This is a genomic window from Rhodococcus oryzae, from assembly GCF_005049235.1.
Classification (GTDB): Bacteria; Actinomycetota; Actinomycetes; order Mycobacteriales; family Mycobacteriaceae; genus Rhodococcus_G; species Rhodococcus_G oryzae.
Genome location: NZ_SUMD01000002.1, coordinates 423,177 through 443,081 on the forward strand (window position 1 = coordinate 423,177; position 19,905 = coordinate 443,081).

Genomic DNA, 19,905 nt, shown 5'->3' on the forward strand with positions numbered 1-19,905 from the left:
TGCTTCTTTGCTCGAAGCAGCGCCCAACCTCTTGATCAACACGACCTGGGGGTGGGCGCGACCGATCACTCGGGTTCGGCCGCCGCGACCAGGCTGGGGGCGGTGACCTCGGAATCGGCTCCGGCCGGCTGCACGCGTCCCGGCGCCCAGATGCCGACGAGCACCGCGGATACCAGCATCACCGCGGCCAGTACATACGACGAGTGCGACATCCCCGCCATGAACGCGTCGCGAGCGAACTCGGCGAGCTGCTCGCCTTGGGGGCCGGCACGTTTCGCGACCTCGAGCGCCGACGCGAGCGACGCCCCGACCGGATCCTTGGCGACCTCCGGCACCGCGGCGACGGCGGGCGCGATCTCCCGGGTGTAGGTGGCGGCGAGCAGGCTGCCCGCCACCGCGATGCCGATCGCCGCGCCGACCTCGCGCGCGGTGTCGTTGACCGCGGACGCGACGCCCTGCTTGTCGTCCGGGGTGTTCTCCATGATCGAGGTGGTGGCCGGGGCCGAGCACAGACCGAGGCCGGTGCTGAACATCAGCAACGCCACAACCGCCTGGCCGTACCCGCCGTCGATATCCAGTCCGCCGAGCAGGATCAGGCCAACCCCGGCCAGCGCCAGTCCACTCAGGGCAAGCACGCGCTGGCCCACCCTCGGGATCAGCCACGGCGTGATCGCAGAGACCGCGACCATCGGAACGACCATGGGGGCCAGGGCGATTCCGGCCTGCAGCGGGCTGTAGCCGAGCACGAGCTGCATGTACTGGATGACCAGGAAGAACAACCCGAAGGAGGCCAGGAACTGCAGCGTCAGCGAGGCCGCGCCCGCGCCGAACCCGCGCACGCCGAACAGTCGGACGTCGAGCAGTGGATGTGCGTGCCGCATCTCGACGACCGCGAACGCGACCGCCGCGAGCAGTCCGCCGACCACCGCGAGCAGCACCAGGGGATCGAGCCAGCCGCGGGCCGGACCCTCGAGCAGGCCGAGCACGACCAGTCCGACGGCCGCGACGGCGAGCACCGCGCCGAGGAGGTCGAACGGCGGCGAGTCCTCCTCCCGCGACGACGGCACAGTCCAGGCGATCGCGAACAGGGCGACCGCGGCCGCGGCGAACCCGACGAAGATCGATTGCCACTGCCATTTCTCGAGCAGCAGGCCAGACACCAACAGTCCGGCGATCCCGCCCGACGCCGCGACGCCCGCCCAGATCGCGACGCCGCGGGAACGCTGCTCGGGCGGGAAGCTCGCGGTCAGCAGGGACAGGGTCGCGGGCATCACCAGTGCCGCGCCGATTCCCGCGATCGCCCGCGAGCCGATCAGCCATTGCGGGGAGTCGAGCCAGATCGGCAGCGCGGAGGCCGCCGCGAAGATCAGCAGCCCGACCAGCAGCACCCCGCGTCGGCCGTACCGGTCGCCGAGCGCCCCGGCGGGCAGCAGCAGCGCGGCCAGCGTCAGGGTGTAGCCGTCGACGATCCAGGTCAGTTCGCTCTGGGTGGCGCCGGTGTCGAGCGCGAGGGCTGGCAGCGCCGAGTTCAGCCCGGCGGCCGCGGCGATGACCATCGCCACGGCCGAGCACACCACCGTCAGCGTCCATACTTCTCGTAAGGACATCTTGGTCTTGGCGGACTCGGTCGGACGGTTCATCAGCGCCTCCGGAGGAGAAAACAAGACTGTCAGTATCGTTTGAAGACCGATGGTTCCACAACCCCGCATACCTGCGGTCAATGGAGGTGGCATGGGAGCCGAGCCCGCCGAGGCGGCCGAAACCGATTCCCGCGAGGACCCGCGCAAGGTCCGCTCACGGGCGCGACTGCTCGACGCGGCAACCGCGCTGTTGGCCAAGGGCGGCACCGAGGCCGTCACCATCGACGCGGTGACCAGGGCGGCGAGGGTGGCCCGCGCGACGCTGTACCGGCACTTCGACAGCGGCACCGAACTGGTCGCGGCCGCGTTCGGTCGGTTGATCCCCCCGGCCGCGACGGTGCCGGAGGACGGTGACCTGCGGGGGCAGCTCATCGCACTGCTCACGGACCAGGCGAGGCTGATCGAGGCCGCACCGATGCAGCTGACCGCGCTGTGCTGGCTGGGGATGGGGCCCGGCCTCGACGAACGTGCCGCTCGGGAGGATGCGGGCGGCAGCGATCGTCCGGAGCTGCGGTCGCTGCGCAGCCAGATCGCCGAGCAGTACCGGACGCCGTTCGACCGGATCTTCGCGAGTGCGGAGGCGAGGGCGCTGCTCGGGGACACCGATTACGAGTTGGCCCTTGCGCAGCTCCTCGGGCCGTTGGTGTTCACCAAACTCGCGACACTGCGGCCGCTCGGTCCGGAGGCCTGCGGGCGGATCGTCGACGACTTCCTGACGGCTCGCGCATCGGCTGGGCAATCGTGCCCCTCTGAATCCTCCCCCCTCTAAAGGCTGGGTGCCGACGCTGTCGCGGATCTATGATCGAAGGCACCCCACGGTTCGATCGTGAGGCCCAGCCGACAAGGCAGTCGATCATCAAAGGTGAGATGGGGCCGAGACATGACGACGACAGACGTCCGGAGGGGACAGACGATGTTGAAAAGACTCGCAGTGCTATTCGCCATGGTGGCGGCCATGTTCGCCCTCGTCGGTGTCGGTCCCGCGTCGGCCGCCGGTCCAGCGGTGCTGGGAGGTGGATCCGGGATCATCGTCGGCGGTGAAGCGCTGTGCACGCTGACCACCATCGGGCACGACGGAGCGGGTCGACTGGTCGGTATCACGGCAGGCCACTGCGGTGAGCCGGGCATGGCAATCGCGTCCTCGCACAACGAGGAAGCCGGCATCGTCGGCCACATGGTCAGCAAGAGCACCCAGTGGGACTACGCGGTGATCGAGTTCAACCCGGCCACGGTGGCCCCGGTCAACCGGGTCGGTGGCGTCACCATCACCGGCATCGGCGCACCGGCCAACTTCCCGGACATCGTGTGCAAGGAAGGCCTCCGCACCGGCAACACCTGCGGTATCACGTGGGGTGACCTGGTCCAGACCAACGAGACGTGGACCCAGATGTGCGTTATCGAGGGTGACTCCGGAAGCCCGGTTGTGCGAGGCACTACCCTGGTCGGCATGGTCAACGCCTACGTGGGATTCGCATGCATCGGACCGGAACTCGGCACAAATATCGATGTGATCATGGCCGACATCAACGCCCGTGGTGGCGTTGGCGCGGGCTATCGCCCGATCTAACCCGGAATGCCACCACGTAAGCGAAGCGGCGACGGCCTCACCGCACAGAACCTGATCGAGCTGACCGAGGCACTCGCCGCGGGTAAGCGCGCCACCGTCTATCTGATCGAACCCACACCGAGCCTGAACCTGGCCGCGGGCTGTTCCGCCCGGGTGCTCTCCGTGCAGGGCACCACGCTGATGCTGCGGCCGAAGGGCGTCAACGACGAGTTGCCGTTCGAGGCCGACGAGCTCCGGTTCACCCGGATCCCGGCGGTACAGGCAAAGGCGAAGGGCGCCAAGGCTGTACCGGCCAAGGCCGCGCCTGCCAAGGCCGCACCGACGAAGGCCGCACCCGTGAAGGCCGCAGTCCCGGCGAAGGCCGCGCAGCCGACCTCGGCCGGGCCCGCGGCACCCGCAACCACCCCGACCCGACCGAAGGCGCCCGTGACCGCACCGAAGACCCCCGCATCGATGACGCTGGTGCCGAAGCCGGAGACGGCTCACACGGACGGAGCGGCGGCCGCGCAGGCGAAACGTGCACGCAGGCCGAAGGATCCGGCCAGCGTGAGCGTCACCCTGCACGCCGAGGCGGGCAACGAGTGGACGGTGACCGTGACCCACGGTGAGCGTCGCCCTGGCCGCGCGGCCCCCGTGTCGGCCGATGCGGTGGAGCGCGCGGTGCGCGAGCTCGGTGATCCCGCAGCGGAACAGGCGGTCGCGTCCGTGCTCAGCGCGGCCCGCGATGCCGCCGCCAAGCGGGTGGAGGAACTGAGCAGGCAGCTCGCCGAGGCGCAGAGCACGCTGGCCGCGCTCGGCGCCGACGGCGCCTGATCGAACCAGCGCCGACGGCGCCTGATCGCAGCGGAGGTAACTCGATGCCCGTGCCCCAGAGCGTCTCTCAGCTGTTCTCGCTCGACTCGCTGCTCGATGAGGAGGAGCTGGCGATCCGGGACACCACCCGCCGGTTCGCCGCGGAACGGATCCGACCGCACGTCGCTGGATGGTTCGAGGCGGGCACGCTGCCCGCGCGCGAGCTCGCGGCCGAGCTCGGCGGGATGGGGCTGCTCGGCATGCACCTCGAGGGCTACGGCTGTGCCGGGATGAGTGCGACCTCCTATGGGCTGGCCTGCCTGGAGCTCGAGGCGGTCGACTCGGGGATCCGGAGCCTGGTGTCCGTGCAGGGGTCGTTGGCGATGTTCGCCATCCACCGCTTCGGCTCGGAGGAGCAGAAGCAGCAGTGGTTGCCCCCGATGGCCGCTGGCGAAGCCCTCGGCTGCTTCGGGCTGACCGAACCCGACTTCGGCTCCAACCCAGCCGGAATGCGGACCTCCGCCAGGTGGGACGGCGGCGACTGGGTGCTCAGCGGCACCAAGATGTGGATCACCAACGGATCGGTCGCCGACGTCGCCGTGGTGTGGGCACGCACCGACGACGGCATCCGCGGGTTCCTCGTTCCCGCCGACAGTCCCGGCTTTTCCGCGCCCGAGATCAAACACAAGCTGTCGCTACGGGCCTCGGTCACCGCGGAGCTCGTACTCGAGGACGTGCGGCTGCCCGAATCGGCGATGCTGCCCGAGGCGCGTGGGTTGTCGGGACCGTTGAGCTGCCTCGGCGAGGCACGGTTCGGCATCGTCTTCGGTGCGCTCGGCGCCGCTCGCGACTGCCTGGAGACCGCGATCGACTATGCAGGCAGCCGCGAGGTCTTCGACCAGCCGCTGGCCGCATTCCAGCTGACCCAGGCGAAGCTCGCCGACATGGCGCTCGAGCTGGGGAAGGGGCAGCTGCTGGCGCTGCACCTGGGGCGGCTCAAGGATCGCCACGAGTTGCGGGCGGAGCAGGTGAGCCTCGGCAAGCTCAACAGCGTCCGCGAGGCCATCGCCATCGCCCGCGAATGCCGGACCATCCTCGGCGCCAACGGCATCACCCTCGAGTACCCGGTGCTGCGGCACGCCAACAACCTGGAGTCGGTGCTCACCTACGAGGGCACCTCGGAGATGCACCAACTGGTGATCGGTCAGGCCCTGACGGGCGAGTCGGCGTTCCGATAGCCGCGGCGGGCCTTGTGCTCGCCCTCGCGGGCGCGCACGCTGATCCAGGGGGCCGTGAGGCGAGCGGAGCCGGACATGGACACTGAGACGACCGAGATCGCACCGGATGTCTACCGATTCTCGACCTACGTCAGCGACGCCAACCTGGTCATGAACCAGTACCTGATCGACGGCGACGAACCCCTGCTGTTCCACATGGGCCAGCGCGCGCTGTTCCCGTTCGCCTCCGCGGCGGTCGGCCGGGTGCTCCCACTCGACCGGCTGCGGTGGATCGCGTTCGGCCACGTCGAGGCCGACGAGTGCGGGTCGATGAACTCGTGGCTGGCGGCCGCGCCCCACGCGGAGGTGGCACACGGCGCGCTGAGCTGTTTCGTCCAGGTCGACGACCTGGCGGACCGGCGGCCCCGACCGCTGCAGGACGGCGAGGTGATCGAGGTGGGCGCTCGGCGCGTGCGTCACATCGACACCCCGCACGTGCCGCACGGGTGGGACGCCTGCCTGGTGTACGAGGAGACGACGTCGACCCTGCTGTGCGGCGACCTGTTCACGGCGTTCGGCCGGCATCCTGCCGTCACCGACAGCGAGATCGTCGGCCCCGCGCTGGCCGGGGAGGAGATGGGTCATGCGACGGCGCTGACCCCCGCCCTCGGCCCGACCATCCGGGGGCTGGCCGACCTCGCCCCCCGGACCCTCGGGCTCATGCACGGACCCGCGTTCACCGGGGACTGCGCCGGCGCGCTTCGCGAGCTGGCGGCGGCCTACGAGGAGCGGTTCGAGGCGGAGGGGGAGCGACTTCGCGGGCAGGGGTGAATGCGGCAGCCCTCGGCCCGGTCGGTCAGGCGGTGAGCGCCTCGTCGACGGTCCGGTAGTCGATCGGTTCGCCCCCGAGCGCGTCGAGCCGCGCGTGCAGCCCCGACCGTACGGCTGGCCATTCCCCGCGGAGTACCGAGTAGATGGCGGTGTCGCGCCACGCGCCGTCCGCTCTGCGCTTGTCCCGCCTGTGTACTCCCTCCAGCACGGCGCCGAGCCGTTCGATCGCCGAGCGCGAGCGGACGTTCGCGGCGTCCGCCTGGATCTTGACGCGGCCGAAGCCGCTCTCGAAGGCGAGGCCGAACAGCAGTAGCTTCGCCTCGGGATTGACCGCGCTGCCCCAGACCCGGAGGTCGTAGGCGGTCCAGCCGATGTGGGCGGATTCGGTGGCCTCGTCGAAGTCGCCGAGGGAGGTCGTGCCGACGAGGGCGCCGTCGTGCGCGCCACCGCGGATCCGGACGCCGTAGACGTTGCAGCGGTCGAACTGCAGGTACTCCCTCGCCCAGGCCAGGAAGTCGTCTCGGTCGGCCCGGTAGCCCGCGCTGCCGCCGCCGAAGCCGCCCGCGAACACCCGGGGGTCTGCGATCGCCTTGCAGAGTTCGGGAAGGTCTGCGGGAGAAAGGGGTTCGAGACAGATGTACCGGCCGCGGAGGGGCGCAACCGGGGGTCGTACTGCTGGCATGGGCCGCAGTGTGCAGGTCTGAGGTGACGGACCGGTGAATGCAGATTTGACGCTCGGCGACGGTCCGGTTCAGATGTCGCGCGACCGCCGCAGCGCGTACGCCTTGAGGCGGCTGAACCCACGCACGCGCAGTGACCGCAGCGACCTGAGCTGGAGGTCGTCGTCGCCCTCCAGTGCGGTCGCGAGCGTAGCGTCGACGAGCACGGCGCCTGGCCGGGCCGAACTCGTCAGGCGCGCAGCGATGTTCACCACGGATCCGTACACATCACCGAACCTCAACAGGACCGGGCCCATGGCCAGGCCCACCCGCAGGGCGGGCAGGTCCACGGTGGCGAGGGCGGCATCCTGCAGCGCGAGCGCGATCCGCGCGGCGTCGGCGGGGTCCTCGACCGCGAACATCACTTCGTCGCCGAGGTTCTTGATCACCCAGCCGCGGCCCTGATTGATCACGGTCATCGCGGTCGACTCGAAGTCCTCGAGCAGGCGGGTCAGTTCGTCGATGTCGATGCGCCTGGTCAGGCTGGTGTAGCCGACCATGTCCGCGAATCCGATCACCAGGGTGCGGCTGTCGGAGCCGTCGCCCGCGCTGTCGAGGAACCGTGCGGCATTGGAGGCGAGGTGCCTGCGCCACACGTACGACTGCAGCTTCTCCAGCGCAGGCAGCATCTGTTCGGCGACCAGGGTCGCCTGCGCCGCGACGGCGAGCACGTCTGCCTGATCGGATCCGCCCGACTGCTTCACCCGGTCGAGGATGTGACTGTTGAGCAGGCCGAGCTGCCACTCCGCCAGCCGCGCGAAGGACTGGCCCAGTGCGCGGGTCACCGGCACCTCCAGCTCGGGGTCGATGATCCCCATGTCGACGAGGGAGGTGATGGTGCGTAGGGCTTCGACGTCCGCATCGGTGAACATCGGCGTGTCCGGGTTCGAGTCCACCGCGAAGCCCATCGCAACCCACAGCCGTTGCGCGCGTTCGAGGGGCACTCCGGCAACCGCGGTCGCCTGCCCGCGCGTGTACTTGACGTCGCCGCCGAGCAGGTTCCGCTCCACCTCGGCCTGGATCAGTGCGAATTCGGGCGGGGTGGGGTGGCCGCCGGCCGTGTCCTCAGCCACACACGGCTCCGCGCGATGCCGAGCCGACCAGCTTCGAGTACTTGGCCAGCACGCCCTTGGTGTAGCGGGCCGGTAGCGGCGACCAGCCCTCCGCGCGCCGCGTCAGCTCGGCCTCCTCGACCATCACGTCCAGTTTGCCGGACGCCACATCGAGCCGAATCTGGTCGCCGTCGCGGACGAAGGCGATCGGGCCGCCGTCGACGGCCTCGGGTGCCACGTGCCCGACGCAGAGCCCGGTGGTGCCGCCGGAGAAGCGGCCGTCGGTGAGCAGCAGTACGTCCTTGCCGAGGCCCGCGCCCTTGATGGCCGCGGTGATGGCGAGCATCTCGCGCATGCCGGGCCCGCCCTTGGGTCCCTCGTACCTGATCACGACGGCGTCGCCCGCGGTGATGGTGCCGTCCTCGAGGGCGTCGAGTGCGGCCCGTTCGCGGTCGAAAACCCTTGCCGTGCCTGTGAACACGTCGGAATCGAAACCGGCCGACTTGACCACCGCGCCGCCAGGCGCCAGCGACCCGCTCAGGATCGTGATGCCGCCGGTCGGGTGGATCGGTGCGCTCAGCGCCCGAATCACCTTGCCGTCGGGATCGGGCGGGGCGATGTCGGCGAGGTTCTCCGCCACGGTGCGCCCGGTGACGGTCAGGCAGTCGCCGTTCAGCAGACCCGCGTCGAGCAGGGCCTTCATCATCACCGGCACGCCGCCGATGCGATCGATGTCCGTCATCACGTGCTTGCCAAAGGGTTTCACGTCGGCCAGGTGCGGGACGCGGGCGCCGACGCGGGCGAAATCGTCCAGGCTCAGGTCGACATTCGCCTCGTGTGCGATCGCGAGCAGGTGCAGCACCGCGTTGGTGGACCCGCCGAAGGCCATCACCACCGCGATCGCGTTCTCCAGCGACTCCTTCGTGATGATGTCCGAGGTGGTGATCCCGCGTCGGAGCAGCTCCACCACGGCCTCGCCGCTGCGCCGGGCGTAGCCGTCGCGACGCCGGTCGGTGGCGGGGGGTGCCGCGCTGCCGGGCAGCGACATGCCCATCGCCTCGGCTGCGCTGGCCATCGTGTTGGCCGTGTACATCCCGCCGCAGGCGCCCTCGCCGGGACAGATTGCCCGCTCGATGGCGTCCACGTCCTCACGGCTCATCAGGCCGCGCGAGCACGCGCCGACCGCCTCGAACGCGTCGATGATCGTCACCTCACGCTCGCTGCCGTCGGACAGCTTCGCGATGCCGGGCAGGATCGAGCCGGCATAGAGGAACACGCTGGCCAGGTCGAGGCGGGCCGCGGCCATCAGCATCCCGGGAAGCGACTTGTCGCAGCCGGCGAGCAGGACCGAGCCGTCGAGCCGCTCGGCCTGCATCACCGTTTCCACGCTGTCGGCGATGACCTCGCGGGAGACCAGCGAGAAGTGCATGCCCTCGTGCCCCATGGAGATACCGTCCGAGACCGAGATGGTGCCGAACTCCAGGGGATAGCCGCCGCCCGCGAACACGCCGTCCTTGCAGGCCTTGGCGAGCCGGTCGAGCGAGAGGTTGCACGGGGTGATCTCGTTCCAGGAGGACGCCACCCCGATCTGCGACTTGCCCCAGTCGTCGTCGCCCATGCCGACCGCCCGCAGCATGCCGCGCGCGGCGGTCTTCTCGAGGCCGTCGGTGACGTCGCGGCTGCGGGGCTTGATGTCGGGGGCGTTCGGGTCAGTGGGCACGGTCATCATCATCCTCCGGTCGGTCCGGCTGTGGGCGCGGAACGGGCGTCGCGTCCTGTCACGGCCAGCAGGCGCACCTGCAGCGGGGCGTCGTCCGGCACGGAGACGGGAGGTGCGAACAGTCCACTGGCACTCAGTATCTCGCGCTGCGCCTCGGCCTCCTCCCAGACCGCGGCGACCAGTTCGGGGTCGAGGCTCTCGTCGAGGCCTGCCGCCCGGGCCAGGTCCCAGCTGTGCACGGTCACGTCGAAGACCTGCTCCCGCAGGTACCGCTCGAGCGGCACGGTGCCGTACGAGAGATGCACCATGGTGGCAGGCGGCGCCACGGCCCACGCCGCGGTCGCCAGTCCCGAGTACCGCCGCCACTCCTCGACGAGATCGTCCCCGAGCGGGTGCACGTGCGCCTGCGCCTTCGCGACGGTGAGCCCGCCGACCAGGGGCAGCACCCACTGTTGCTCGGTGACCACGTGGCGCACCAATTGCTCCGTGTCCCAGTCGGTGTCGGGAGTGGGAGCGGACCAGTCGGTGACCGCCTCGATCCGGGTCCCGAACTCGACGTGGGAGCGACGCTGCAGCTCCAGCCATCCCAGCGCCATGTCAGGCTCCCCCGGTTCTCACTGCCCGGCCGGTGGCTGGATCACGCTGAAGACCGCACCCTGCGGGTCCGAGACCACGGCCATCCGGCCGACCTCGGGCACGTCGAACGGCTCGGCCACCACCTTGCCACCGGCCGCCTTGATCGCCGCGACGGTGTCGTCGGCGTTCTCGGTGGCGAAGTACACGTGCCAGTGGGCGGGGACGCCCGGCATTCGGGGCTTGGCGCAGCCGCCGACCTGATCCTCGCCGACCTGGAGGACCGTGTACTGCCCGCCCTCCATGTCGGTGGTGGTCCCGGTGAGGCCGAGCACGGCCTCGTAGAACGGGAGCGCCTTTTCCGGTGCGGCGGTGATCAGCTCGTTCCAGATCAACGTGCCCGCCTCGTTCACCAGTCCGGCGCCGATGTGGGTGCCTGCCTGCCACAGGCCGACCGCGGCGCCGACCGGGTCGACGACATACGCCATCCGGCCCGACGGGTCGATGTCGAAGGGGCCTGCCAGTACCGTGCCGCCTGCGGCGGTCGCCCGCGCGGTGGCCGCGTCGACGTCGTCGACCGCGAGGTAGGTGTTCCAGACCGGCGGCAGGTCCTCGGGGACATCGGGCGGCATGGCGGAGGCCGCGGCGACGTACTCGCCGCGCAGCTTCGCCATCGAGTAGATGCCGCCGTCGGCGGTGGGCATGTCCTCGAACTCCCAGCCGAAGAGCCCGGCGTAGAACGCCTTCGCGGCCTCGGGGTCGGTGGTGGACAGGTCGACCCAGCTCGGGGTTCCCTGCTTGTAGCTCGAACGGGTGGGCATTGCTGCTCCTCTCGGTCGGTGCGGGCGTGACGCCCCACGGACCACGGTTCCAGCACCCGCGACGTTTGGGAAGAGGCAACCCGACCCGAATCGGGCCGGTGCCAATGGATTCGTCCCACCCGGCGTCGAGAATCGTTCAGGGCCCGGTCGCCGACTCCGGCTGCACCGCGGGAGCCGAGATGTCACAGTGCGGTCGGCAGGCAACGGATTCCTCGTCGACCACCGTGGGAACCCCCGCCGGGATCATCGCGGCGGCCAGCACCGCTCCGAGCACCAGCAGGCCCGCGCAGATCAGCATCGCCACGTCGAATCCGTGTGAGAAGACCTCCGGATCGGCGAAGTCCGCGCCTGCGATCCCGGCCAGCCCCGGCAGCGCGGCGACGGCGAGCAGCTGGCTGCTGCGCGCGACCGCGTTGTTCACCCCGGACGCGATCCCGGCCCGGTCGGTCGACACCGAGGTGAGCACCGCGGCGGTCAGCGGCGCCACCAGGGCCGACAGCCCGAGCCCGAACACGATGACGCCGGGCAGCACGTCGGTCAGGTAGGAGGCGCCGGGGCCGATCCGCAGCATCAGCAGCAGGCCCGTCGCGGCGAGCAGCGGGCCGAGTGTCATCAGCAGGCGCGGCCCGTGGTGCTGGGCGAAGCGGCCCGCCCGCGACGAGAGCACCAGCATCAGGGCGGTGATGGGCAGGGTGGCGAGGCCGGCGGCCAATGGCGAGTAGCCGGCCGCGAGCTGCAGTTGCAGCACCAGGAGGAAGAACACCCCGCCCAACGCGGCGTAGACCGCCAGGGTCACCAGGTTCGCGGCGACGAACACACGCGAGCGGAACAGGGCGGGCGGGACCAGCGGATTGTCCGAGCGCCGTTCGACGACGACGAACGCCGCGAACAGCAGCAGCCCGAGGACGACGGGCGCCCCTCGCCCGCCGATCAGGCCGTAGGTCAGCGCGCCGAGGGCGAGGGCGGCGAGCGCGGCGCCGAGCAGGTCGAGCCGGCCGTGGGCGTGGGGGTCGCGGCTCTCCGGGACGTGCCGCGCGGCCACCCACACCACCGCGACCGCGAGCGGGAGGTTGATCAGGAACACCATCCGCCAGCTCGACACCTCGACGATCCAGCCGCCGAGCAGCGGACCGATCGCGCCTGCGACCCCGCCGAGGCCGGACCACAGCCCGATCGCGGCGCCGCGATCGTCTGGGTCGATGGCGGCGGACAGCAGTGCCAGGCTGCCGGGGGTCAGCAGGGCGGCGCCGACGCCCTGCAGGATCCGGGCCAGCACCAACAGCTCGATGTTCGGCGCCAGCCCGCACAGCAGGGAGGAGGCGGCGAACCAGACGGTGCCCCAGATGAACACCTTGCGCCTGCCGAGGCGGTCGCCGAGCGCGCCCGCCAACAGGATCAGGGAGGCCAGGGTGAGGGTGTACCCGCTCAGCACCCACTGCAGGCCCGCGACATCGGTGTGGAGGTCTTCGCCGATCCGGGGCAGCGCGATGTTGACAACGGTCGCGTCGAGCATGGCCAGCGCGGAGCCGAGGACCGTCGCGAGCACCACCCAGCGGCCCTTGGTCGAGCGCAGGCGGACCGTCGCACCCAGCGCGTCCATGCGCCGAACGCTACGCCGCTAGATCGTGATCCACGTGGCGTGCGCGCGGCCGAGTTCGCGGCCGTCCGACCCATACGCGGTGGTCGCGGTCCACACCTTGCGACGTTCGGTGCCGAGGAACTCGCCGAGCACGACGCAATCCTCGTCGGGTTCGGGCAGCGCCGAGATCAGTCCGGTGATCGAACCGAGCACCATCGGCATCTTGTCGTGGGCGGTCCACGCGCCGGGGCAGTCGAGTGCCGCCCAAACGAACTCTGCCTGCCCAGCGACGTCGGCCTCGACGTGCCAGACGCACGCGGAGCGCCCGTCCTCGAGCGGCCCCGAGAACAGCCGCAGGCCGTCGCCGCGGTCGCGGGCGCTGCCGCACACGAAGCAATGCGGGAATGGGTGACTGACGTGGCCGGGGAACCGCTCGGCCGCCGCTCGCGCGGCAGGCAGGTCGACCGCGAGCACCCGCGGCAGTTCCTCCTCGGCGGCGGCCTGCCGAGCCTCGACGATGGCTCCATCGGCGTCCTGCGCGACGGATCGACCGCCCGCTGTGGCCACATCCATCGGGGTGTCCAGCGGCGGCGGACGGCGCAGCGAGACGGTGACCGGTCCTGGGTCGAGGGTCGCGGCGAGCAGGCCGGCGATGTAGCCGCCGTTGCCGGAATTGTCCGGGCCGTTGAATCGGCCGGGTATCAGCAGAGTCATCGTTCCCTTCCCTCGTGTGGCCGCGCCGCCCGTGAGTCCTTCTGGTCCCCATACGGGCCAGAAGGACTCACGGGCAGCGGAGCTGCCTAGCTGTAATCGTAGAAGCCGCGGCCCGACTTCTTGCCGAGGCGACCGGCCTCGACCATCCGGCGCAGCAGCGCAGGCGGGGCGTAGTGCGGCTCGGCGAACTCGGCGTACAGCGACTCCGCCGCCGCCAGCGTGACGTCGAGGCCGACGGTGTCGAGCAGCGTGAGCGGGCCCATCGGGTAGCCGCAGCCGCCCTTCATGGCCGCGTCGATGTCCTCGGCGGTGGCGTAGCCGGACTCGAGCATCCGGATCGCCGACGTGAGGTACGGGATGAGCAGCGCGTTGACGATGAAGCCCGAGCGGTCGCCCGCCTGCACGGTGGTCTTGCGCAGGGTGTCCTTGGCGTAGTCGGTGACGGCCTTGGCGGCCTCGGGGGAGGTCACCAGCGTGGAGATGATCTCCACCAGCGGCATCACCGGCACCGGGTTGAAGAAGTGCACGCCGACGACCTGCTCGGGGCGCTGGGTGGCGCCCGCGACCTTGATGACGGGGATCGAGGAGGTGTTGGTCGCCAGGATGCCGGACGGCTTGACGATCTTGTCGAGCTTGCCGAAGATCTCGTACTTCAGCGACTCGATCTCCGGGGCCGCCTCGATGACCAGGTCGCGGTCCGCGAACTCCTCGATGTCGAGGGTCACGCGCACCCGCGCGATGGCGGCGTCCGCCTCTTCCTGGGTGATCTTGCCCTTGGCTACGCCGCGGCCGATCGAGGTCGCGATCCTGGCCTTGGCGGCATCCGCGAACTCCTGCTTGGTCTCCAGGACGAGAACCGAGCTCCCGGCCTTGGCGCACACCTCTGCGATGCCGGCACCCATCGTGCCGCCACCGATCACTCCGACTAGCTCCACTGTCATCTCCAAACGCGTGTCGGTCGTCTTGTCTCGGGGGGTCATTCTGCTACCCGCGGGTAGCGGCCTCGGCGCCGGACCGCAGCTGGTACTTGAGGATCTTGCCGGTGGGGGTCCGCGGCAGGTCCGTGGCGAAGGCGATGTCCCGTGGCACCTTGTAGCCGGCGAGCAGGCCACGGGTGTGCGCGACGAGCTGGTCCACGGTCGCCTCGGCGCCCGGTCTGAGCAGCACGAATGCCTTCGGTCGCTCGCCCCACTTCTCGTCGGGCACGCCCACGACCGCGACGTCGGCGACCGCCGGGTGCGAGACGATGGCCTGCTCCACCTCGACGGTCGAGATGTTCTCGCCGCCGGAGATGATGATGTCCTTCGCCCGGTCCTTGAGCTGGATGTAGCCGTCCGGGTGCATGACGCCGAGGTCCCCGGTGTGGAACCAGCCGCCCGCGAAGGCCTCCGCGGTGGCCTCGGGATCCCGGTAGTAGCCGAGCATCACGTTGTTGCCGCGCAGCACGATCTCGCCCGTCGTCTTCCCGTCGGCGGGCACGTCGCGCATCTGCGGGTCGACGATGCGCGCCGTCTCGGCCTGCAGCATGCCGACGCCCTGCCGCGAGATCAGCACCGCGCGCTCCTCGGCCGAGCACCCGTCCCAGGACTCCTGGTACTCACAGATCGTGTACGGCCCGTACACCTCGGTGAGGCCGTAGACGTGCACGACCGTCGCGCCGAGCGTCTCGAGCTGCTCGATGACCGTCGGGGACGGGGGAGCCCCCGCGGTGGTGATCCGCAGCGGGGTCGAGAGGGGGTGCGCCTGCGGCGCGTCCGCGATGGTCGAGCACACGGTCGGCGCGCCGCACAGGTTGGTGATGCCGAGGGTGTCGATGGCATCCCAGATGGCGTCGGCCCGGACCGCCCGCAGGCACATGTGGGTGCCGCCGGCGGCGGTGACGGCCCATGGTGTGCACCAGCCGTTGCAGTGGAACATCGGCAGCGTCCACAGGTACTTGGTGTTCCCCGTGAAACCGTTGTGGAAGGTCTCGCCGAACGAGTTCAGGTACGCCCCGCGGTGGGAGTACATGACGCCCTTGGGCTTTCCGGTGGTTCCCGAGGTGTAGTTGATCGCGATCGTCCGCTGCTCGTCGTCGACGCCCCACACGAGGGGCTCCGACTGCGCCGCGTCGACGGTGCGCAGGAAGTCGTCGTAGACGGCGGTGGCGATGCCGGTCACGGGGTCGGCGAGGGTGATGGTCGAGTCGGGGATCTCGACGATCTCGTGCACCGACGTGACCCGGTCGCGGACGGTCGTGACCGAGCCGAGGAACTCCGAGTCGACGAACAGGATGCGGGTGCCCGAGTGCTCGAGGATGTATTCGAGCTCGGGACCCGCAAGTCGCGAGTTCAGCGCGATCAGCACGCCCCCGGCCAGCGGCACCGCGAAATGCGCCATCAACAGTTCCGGGGTGTTCGGCGAGAGGTACGCGACCCGGTCGCCGGGCTCGATCCGCCCGCGCAGCGCGTGCGCGAGCTGCTCGACCTCCGCCGCGAACTCCCGGTAGGTGTAGTGCCGGTGGCCGTGGATGATCGCGGTGCGCTCGGGAAAGACGGCCGCCGAGCGTTCCAGGAAGCGCAGCGGGCTGAGCTCGGAGTTGTGGGCGGTCGGGGTGGTGGACATGCGGCTACCTCGTATGACGGGCGTACAGGCGGTTGCTGCGACGCTATGGCCCGGTCGCAGGCGGCCGCTACCCACAAAAGTGGGTATGTGCAAGCGATACTTCACTCTTGACAGAAACTGTCATCTTTAGAGATGCTGTCACTTAGCGATTTCATCGCAGATCGACCGCTGATGAAATCGGTACCCGGGTTTCTTCGTGAGAGGAAGGCAGTTGACGATGTCGCTACGTGAGAGGCAGCGCCTCCAGGTTCGTGCGGACCTGCAGCGCGCCGCGTTCGAGTTGTTCGCCCGGGACGGCTTCGATGCCGTGACAACCGAACAGATCGCTGCGGCCGCGGGGGTGTCGCCGAGCACGTACTTCCGCCACGTGCGCAGCAAGGAGGACCTGCTGCTGGAGCCGGTGCACGAGGGCGGAGCAGGCATCGTGGCGCTCGTGGAACAGCGCCCGGGATCCGAGCCGGCCGACGCGGCGCTCGCGCGGGCGATCCTGGCCCGCTCGACCGCGCTCACCGCGGCGGAGATCGATCCGTGGCGTGCCGCCTTCCGGACCGCGCCCCACCTGATGGACCGCGTCACGCTGATCGCACCCGAGCATCGGTCCCGGCTGGTCGAGCTCACTGCACAGCGAATGGGGTGCGATCCCGAGATCGACAGTCGCCCCGGACTTCTCGTGCACCTGATGCTCGCCGCCGCGGAGTTCGGCTACCGCCAGTGGATACGCAGCCCGCAGAACCGTGGGGCGTCGCTTCCCGTCTGCGTCGAGGGGGCGCTGACCGCGGTCCTCCACCCCCGATGGGCGTCGGCGGACGGCGTCGAGAGTGAAGGGGTCGAAAGCTGATGATCTGCACGCTGATTCCGATGAACGGACACACGGAGGTTTCGAAATGACAGAGTCGACCGTCGGCGCGCGAGACAGCGCGGACAGCATCGTCGATCTGGTCGTGGTGGGGTCGGGCGCAGCCGGGATGGCCGCGGCCATCACCGCCGCGAGGCACGGTCTCACCACGGTGATCGTCGAGAAGTCGCAGTTCTGGGGCGGCTCGTCCGCGCGGTCGGGTGGCGGGGTGTGGATCCCGGGCAATTCGGTGTTGCGCAGCCAAGCGCCCGCAGACGATCGGGAGGCGGCGAGCGACTACCTCACCAGCATTGTCGGGGAGGACGCCGACGCGGATCGCATTGCCGCGTACGTGGATCGCGGGCCCGAGGCCCTCGACTTCCTGATCGACAACTCGGCGCTGAAGCTCGAATGGGTGCAGGACTACTCCGACTATTTCCCGGAAGCACCAGGCGGCCGCGCCACCGGGCGTTCGTGTGAGCCGGCTCCGTTCGATGCGCGCGCCCTGGCGGATGAGGATCTGGCCACGCTGCATCCGCCCTATATGAAGGCGCCACTCAATGTCGTGGTCCAGCAGTCCGACTACCGGTGGCTCAGCACCGGGCTGCGGAGCTGGCGCGGCCCTCAGCGCATGCTGAAGGTGGGCGCCCGGTCGATGCTGGCCAAGATGCGTCGACAAAAGCTGCTCGGTCTCGGCCCGGCACTGATGTCGCAGTTGATGATCGGTGTGCGCGCCGCGGGAGTGCCCGTGCGGCTCGACACGGCGATGACGGACCTGATCACCGACGGAGCTCGGGTGACCGGTGTGGTCATCGAGAGCGACGGAACCCGATCGCGCCTGCTCGCTCGCCGCGGGGTGGTGCTCGCGTGCGGCGGGTTCGACAACAACGGTGCGATGCGGGAGAGGTACCACCGCGCGCCCAGCAGCGCCGAATGGACTCTTGGCGCTCCCACCAACACCGGCGACGGGATCAATGCCGCACTGCAGTCGGGCGCGGCGATCTCCTACATGGACGACGCCTGGTGGGCCCCGTCGATCCCGTTGCCGAAGGGGCCGTGGTTCGCCCTCGCCGAGCGGTCGCTGCCCCGCAGCCTGATGGTCAACGACCGGGGGCAGCGCTTCATGAACGAGTCCCTGCCGTATGTCGAAGCGACCCATGCGATGTTCGGCGGCCCGTACGGGCAGGGCGAGGGCCCGGCCGAGAACCTCCCGGCATGGCTGATCTTCGACCAGACCTACCGGAATCGGTATCTCTTCGCGGGTGTCCCCGCCCGTAGGCCGCTGCCGCGATCCTGGCTGCGATCGGGAGCGATCGTCACCGCCGGGACGATCGCAGAACTGGCTCTCGAGATCGGTGTGCCCGAACGCTCCCTCACGGAGACGATCGAGCGGTTCAATGCCAACGCGCGCACGGGCACGGACCCCGACTTCCACCGCGGGGAAAGCAAATACGACCACTACTACGGCGACATCACCAACAAGCCCAACCCCAGCCTCGGCGAGCTGACCAAGGCGCCGTTCTATGCCGCGAAGATGGTGCCGGGAGACCTGGGAACCAAGGGTGGCGTCAACACCGACAGCGCCGGCCGGGCGCTGCGCGAGGATGGGTCGATCATCGAGGGGCTCTATGCCGCGGGCAACACCAGCTCGCCGGTCATGGGCCACACCTATGCCGGACCCGGCGCGACCATCGGTCCCGCGATCGTGTTCGGCTACCTCGCGGCACTCGACGCGGCCGGCCGCTCGTCCGGAGATGCGCCCTAGGCGCAGCTCAGGTGCCGCGTGCCGCGCCCGCGTGCAGGTTCTTCGCCGTCGGCGAGGTCGGCACCTGCTTGGCATCCGGGTAGGTGTGCAGGACCCGGTCGGCGGTGCCTGCGGTGGTGACGGTGAACCAGTAGTGCTCGTTCTTGTAGTGGTGCTGGCGGTGGTTGAGCCAGATCGAGTGGTAGATACGGGATTTCGGGCGGTAGTCGCTGTGGATCAGGTAATGCGTCCACTCGTACACGAGCCCGATCGCGCCGATGACGGTGAGGAATGTCAGGGCGAGGCCCGCCCGGGGGAAGGCGAGCGCCGCGAGCACGGCCAGGGTCGGGATCAGCCAGACCAGGGTCTGCCAGGGGATGAAGATCAGCGGCACATCGCGCGGGTCCGCGTGGTGTTCACGATGGCTCCGGGCGAGCAGCGAGTCGAGCGTCACGCCCGCGACGGTCTTCGGCCGCCAGTGCAGGATGCAGACGTGGATGGTCCACTCGACGAACGGGAACGCGGCCAGCATGACGACCGGCAGCACGGCGTCGCTCAGCTGCCAGTCGCCGACGACGAGGCGGCCGATCAGGGCGGTCACCAGGATCGCCGAGATCATCCAGGGGGAGGGGTGCCGCCAGAATTCCGTTGCGGCGGTACGCAGATCGACGGGCTTCCTGCCGCGCGCGGGCCGTGTATCCGTACTCATCTCGCTCCCTCCAGGCTGTCGATGATGGTGCTGATCGCGGTGGTGCCCAGCTCCAGGAGCTCAACGGCCAGGCGCTCCGCGGCGTCCTCGTCTCGCGCGGCGATGGCGTCGGCGAGTCGCAGGTACGCGTCCGTTCGGCCCACCTCGGCCTTCATCACCTCGCCGAGGGCGGCCATCGTGGGCTCGTAGGCCTGACGCAGGCTGTTGAAGATCAGGCGGAAGGCGATGGAGTCGGCGCCGTCCACGACGCATTCCCAGAAGGCCAGCGCGTGCCGCTGCAGGGCGACGGGGTCGTCGTCCGTGCCGAGTGCGTGCACCGCGTCCCGCAACTGTGTGGCGAGTTCGGTCCCCGACCGGGCGGCCGCCAACCGGGCGACCTGGGAGCCGATCATGGTGCGGGCCTCGAGGACACTGCGCACCACGGCCCAGTCGGGCTGCCCGCCACGGATGAGGAGCCTCGGCAGCAGTTCGGGGCCGCCGTGGCGCCGGAAGTCCTTGACCGAGGTGGAGTCTCCCTGCCGCACCTCGACGAGGCCGGAGTGCGCCAGCTTCTGCAGCGCCTCCCGGACGGCGGGGCGGGAGACCCCGAGCGCTTCGGCCAGGTGGCGTTCGCTCGGGAGCGAATCGCCCGCGGCGAGTTCGCCGCCGAGGACTCGGGCGGTGATCTGTTCGAACACGGCGCCTGACGCGGACTGCCGCACGATCGGCTCGAAGGTCATGTGACCGACGCTAGGCCTGATGTGGTCAGTGGTCAAGTGGTAAGACCAATAGGCGGCTGCGCCGCCTGT

Annotated in this window: 19 protein-coding genes; 7 read left to right on the plus strand and 12 right to left on the minus strand. The window is 70.0% G+C overall.

The features are described from left to right. Positions 1-65: 65 nt before the first annotated feature. Positions 66-1,640: an MFS transporter gene (locus FCG67_RS05360; protein WP_246044861.1), complete on the minus strand. Its 1,575-nt coding sequence runs from the start codon at positions 1,638-1,640 to the stop codon at positions 66-68. A 91-nt stretch (positions 1,641-1,731) separates the two neighbouring features. On the opposite strand from FCG67_RS05360, the gene FCG67_RS05365 reads away from it, so the two are divergent. The 5 genes from FCG67_RS05365 to FCG67_RS05385 all read left to right on the plus strand — a co-directional run bounded on the left by FCG67_RS05365 (position 1,732) and on the right by FCG67_RS05385 (position 6,047). Then, the gene (locus FCG67_RS05365) at positions 1,732-2,409 is read left to right on the plus strand and encodes a TetR/AcrR family transcriptional regulator (protein ID WP_136907789.1); all 678 of its coding nucleotides are present in this window, start codon (positions 1,732-1,734) and stop codon (positions 2,407-2,409) included. Positions 2,410-2,553: 144 nt separating this feature from the next. Next, entirely contained in the window at positions 2,554-3,207 is a 654-nt protein-coding gene (locus FCG67_RS05370; protein WP_136907791.1) for a chymotrypsin family serine protease, read from the plus strand. Between the two features lie 6 nt (positions 3,208-3,213). After that, entirely contained in the window at positions 3,214-4,020 is an 807-nt protein-coding gene (locus tag FCG67_RS05375) for a translation initiation factor (RefSeq protein WP_136907793.1), read from the plus strand. Positions 4,021-4,064: 44 nt separating this feature from the next. Beyond that, entirely contained in the window at positions 4,065-5,237 is a 1,173-nt protein-coding gene (locus FCG67_RS05380; RefSeq protein WP_136907795.1) for an acyl-CoA dehydrogenase family protein, read from the plus strand. A gap of 75 nt (positions 5,238-5,312) precedes the next feature. Beyond that, positions 5,313-6,047 (plus strand): oxygen-binding di-iron domain-containing protein, encoded by a 735-nt coding sequence (locus FCG67_RS05385; protein WP_136907798.1) that lies wholly within the window; start codon positions 5,313-5,315, stop codon positions 6,045-6,047. Positions 6,048-6,072: 25 nt separating this feature from the next. On the opposite strand, the gene FCG67_RS05390 is transcribed toward FCG67_RS05385, so the two are convergent. From FCG67_RS05390 to FCG67_RS05430, 9 genes are all read right to left on the minus strand, one after another. Continuing rightward, positions 6,073-6,729 carry a GNAT family N-acetyltransferase gene (locus FCG67_RS05390; RefSeq protein ID WP_136907800.1) on the minus strand — a complete coding sequence of 219 codons (657 nt, stop codon included), beginning with the start codon at positions 6,727-6,729 and terminating at the stop codon, positions 6,073-6,075. A gap of 69 nt (positions 6,730-6,798) precedes the next feature. Beyond that, on the minus strand, positions 6,799-7,839 hold the full coding sequence (locus FCG67_RS05395) for an adenylate/guanylate cyclase domain-containing protein (RefSeq protein ID WP_136907802.1): 1,041 nt from the start codon (positions 7,837-7,839) through the stop codon (positions 6,799-6,801). Beyond that, a complete protein-coding gene (ilvD, locus tag FCG67_RS05400) occupies positions 7,832-9,544 on the minus strand; it encodes a dihydroxy-acid dehydratase (RefSeq protein ID WP_211243114.1) in 1,713 nt (570 codons plus the stop codon). Before ilvD ends, FCG67_RS05395 begins: the two co-directional genes overlap by 8 nt. A 2-nt stretch (positions 9,545-9,546) precedes the next feature. Then, complete coding sequence (locus FCG67_RS05405; RefSeq protein WP_136907806.1) at positions 9,547-10,134, minus strand: TIGR03086 family metal-binding protein; 588 nt, start codon at positions 10,132-10,134, stop codon at positions 9,547-9,549. 18 nt (positions 10,135-10,152) lie between these two features. Next, positions 10,153-10,932 carry a VOC family protein gene (locus FCG67_RS05410; RefSeq protein WP_136907808.1) on the minus strand — a complete coding sequence of 260 codons (780 nt, stop codon included), beginning with the start codon at positions 10,930-10,932 and terminating at the stop codon, positions 10,153-10,155. Between the two features lie 136 nt (positions 10,933-11,068). Next, positions 11,069-12,532, minus strand: a complete 1,464-nt coding sequence (locus FCG67_RS05415; RefSeq protein WP_136907810.1) for an MFS transporter — start codon at positions 12,530-12,532, stop codon at positions 11,069-11,071. A gap of 18 nt (positions 12,533-12,550) precedes the next feature. Beyond that, positions 12,551-13,225, minus strand: a complete 675-nt coding sequence (locus FCG67_RS05420) for a hypothetical protein (RefSeq protein WP_211243115.1) — start codon at positions 13,223-13,225, stop codon at positions 12,551-12,553. A gap of 86 nt (positions 13,226-13,311) precedes the next feature. Then, positions 13,312-14,160 carry a 3-hydroxybutyryl-CoA dehydrogenase gene (locus tag FCG67_RS05425; protein ID WP_136907812.1) on the minus strand — a complete coding sequence of 283 codons (849 nt, stop codon included), beginning with the start codon at positions 14,158-14,160 and terminating at the stop codon, positions 13,312-13,314. A gap of 49 nt (positions 14,161-14,209) precedes the next feature. Continuing rightward, on the minus strand, positions 14,210-15,829 hold the full coding sequence (locus FCG67_RS05430; protein ID WP_136907814.1) for a long-chain-fatty-acid--CoA ligase: 1,620 nt from the start codon (positions 15,827-15,829) through the stop codon (positions 14,210-14,212). A gap of 217 nt (positions 15,830-16,046) precedes the next feature. Between FCG67_RS05430 and FCG67_RS05435 the strand changes: the two genes are divergently transcribed. Together FCG67_RS05435 and kstD are read left to right on the plus strand one after the other, a co-directional pair. Then, positions 16,047-16,667: a TetR/AcrR family transcriptional regulator gene (locus FCG67_RS05435; RefSeq protein WP_136907816.1), complete on the plus strand. Its 621-nt coding sequence runs from the start codon at positions 16,047-16,049 to the stop codon at positions 16,665-16,667. Between the two features lie 46 nt (positions 16,668-16,713). Beyond that, positions 16,714-18,429 carry a 3-oxosteroid 1-dehydrogenase gene (kstD, locus tag FCG67_RS05440; RefSeq protein ID WP_136907818.1) on the plus strand — a complete coding sequence of 572 codons (1,716 nt, stop codon included), beginning with the start codon at positions 16,714-16,716 and terminating at the stop codon, positions 18,427-18,429. 7 nt (positions 18,430-18,436) lie between these two features. Here the strand turns inward: kstD and FCG67_RS05445 are convergent, their stop codons facing one another. Continuing rightward, positions 18,437-19,117 (minus strand): sterol desaturase family protein, encoded by a 681-nt coding sequence (locus FCG67_RS05445; RefSeq protein ID WP_136907820.1) that lies wholly within the window; start codon positions 19,115-19,117, stop codon positions 18,437-18,439. Next, positions 19,114-19,836: a FadR/GntR family transcriptional regulator gene (locus tag FCG67_RS05450; RefSeq protein WP_136907822.1), complete on the minus strand. Its 723-nt coding sequence runs from the start codon at positions 19,834-19,836 to the stop codon at positions 19,114-19,116. The genes FCG67_RS05445 and FCG67_RS05450 overlap by 4 nt, the downstream gene beginning before the upstream one ends. Between the last annotated feature and the right edge of the window lie 69 nt (positions 19,837-19,905).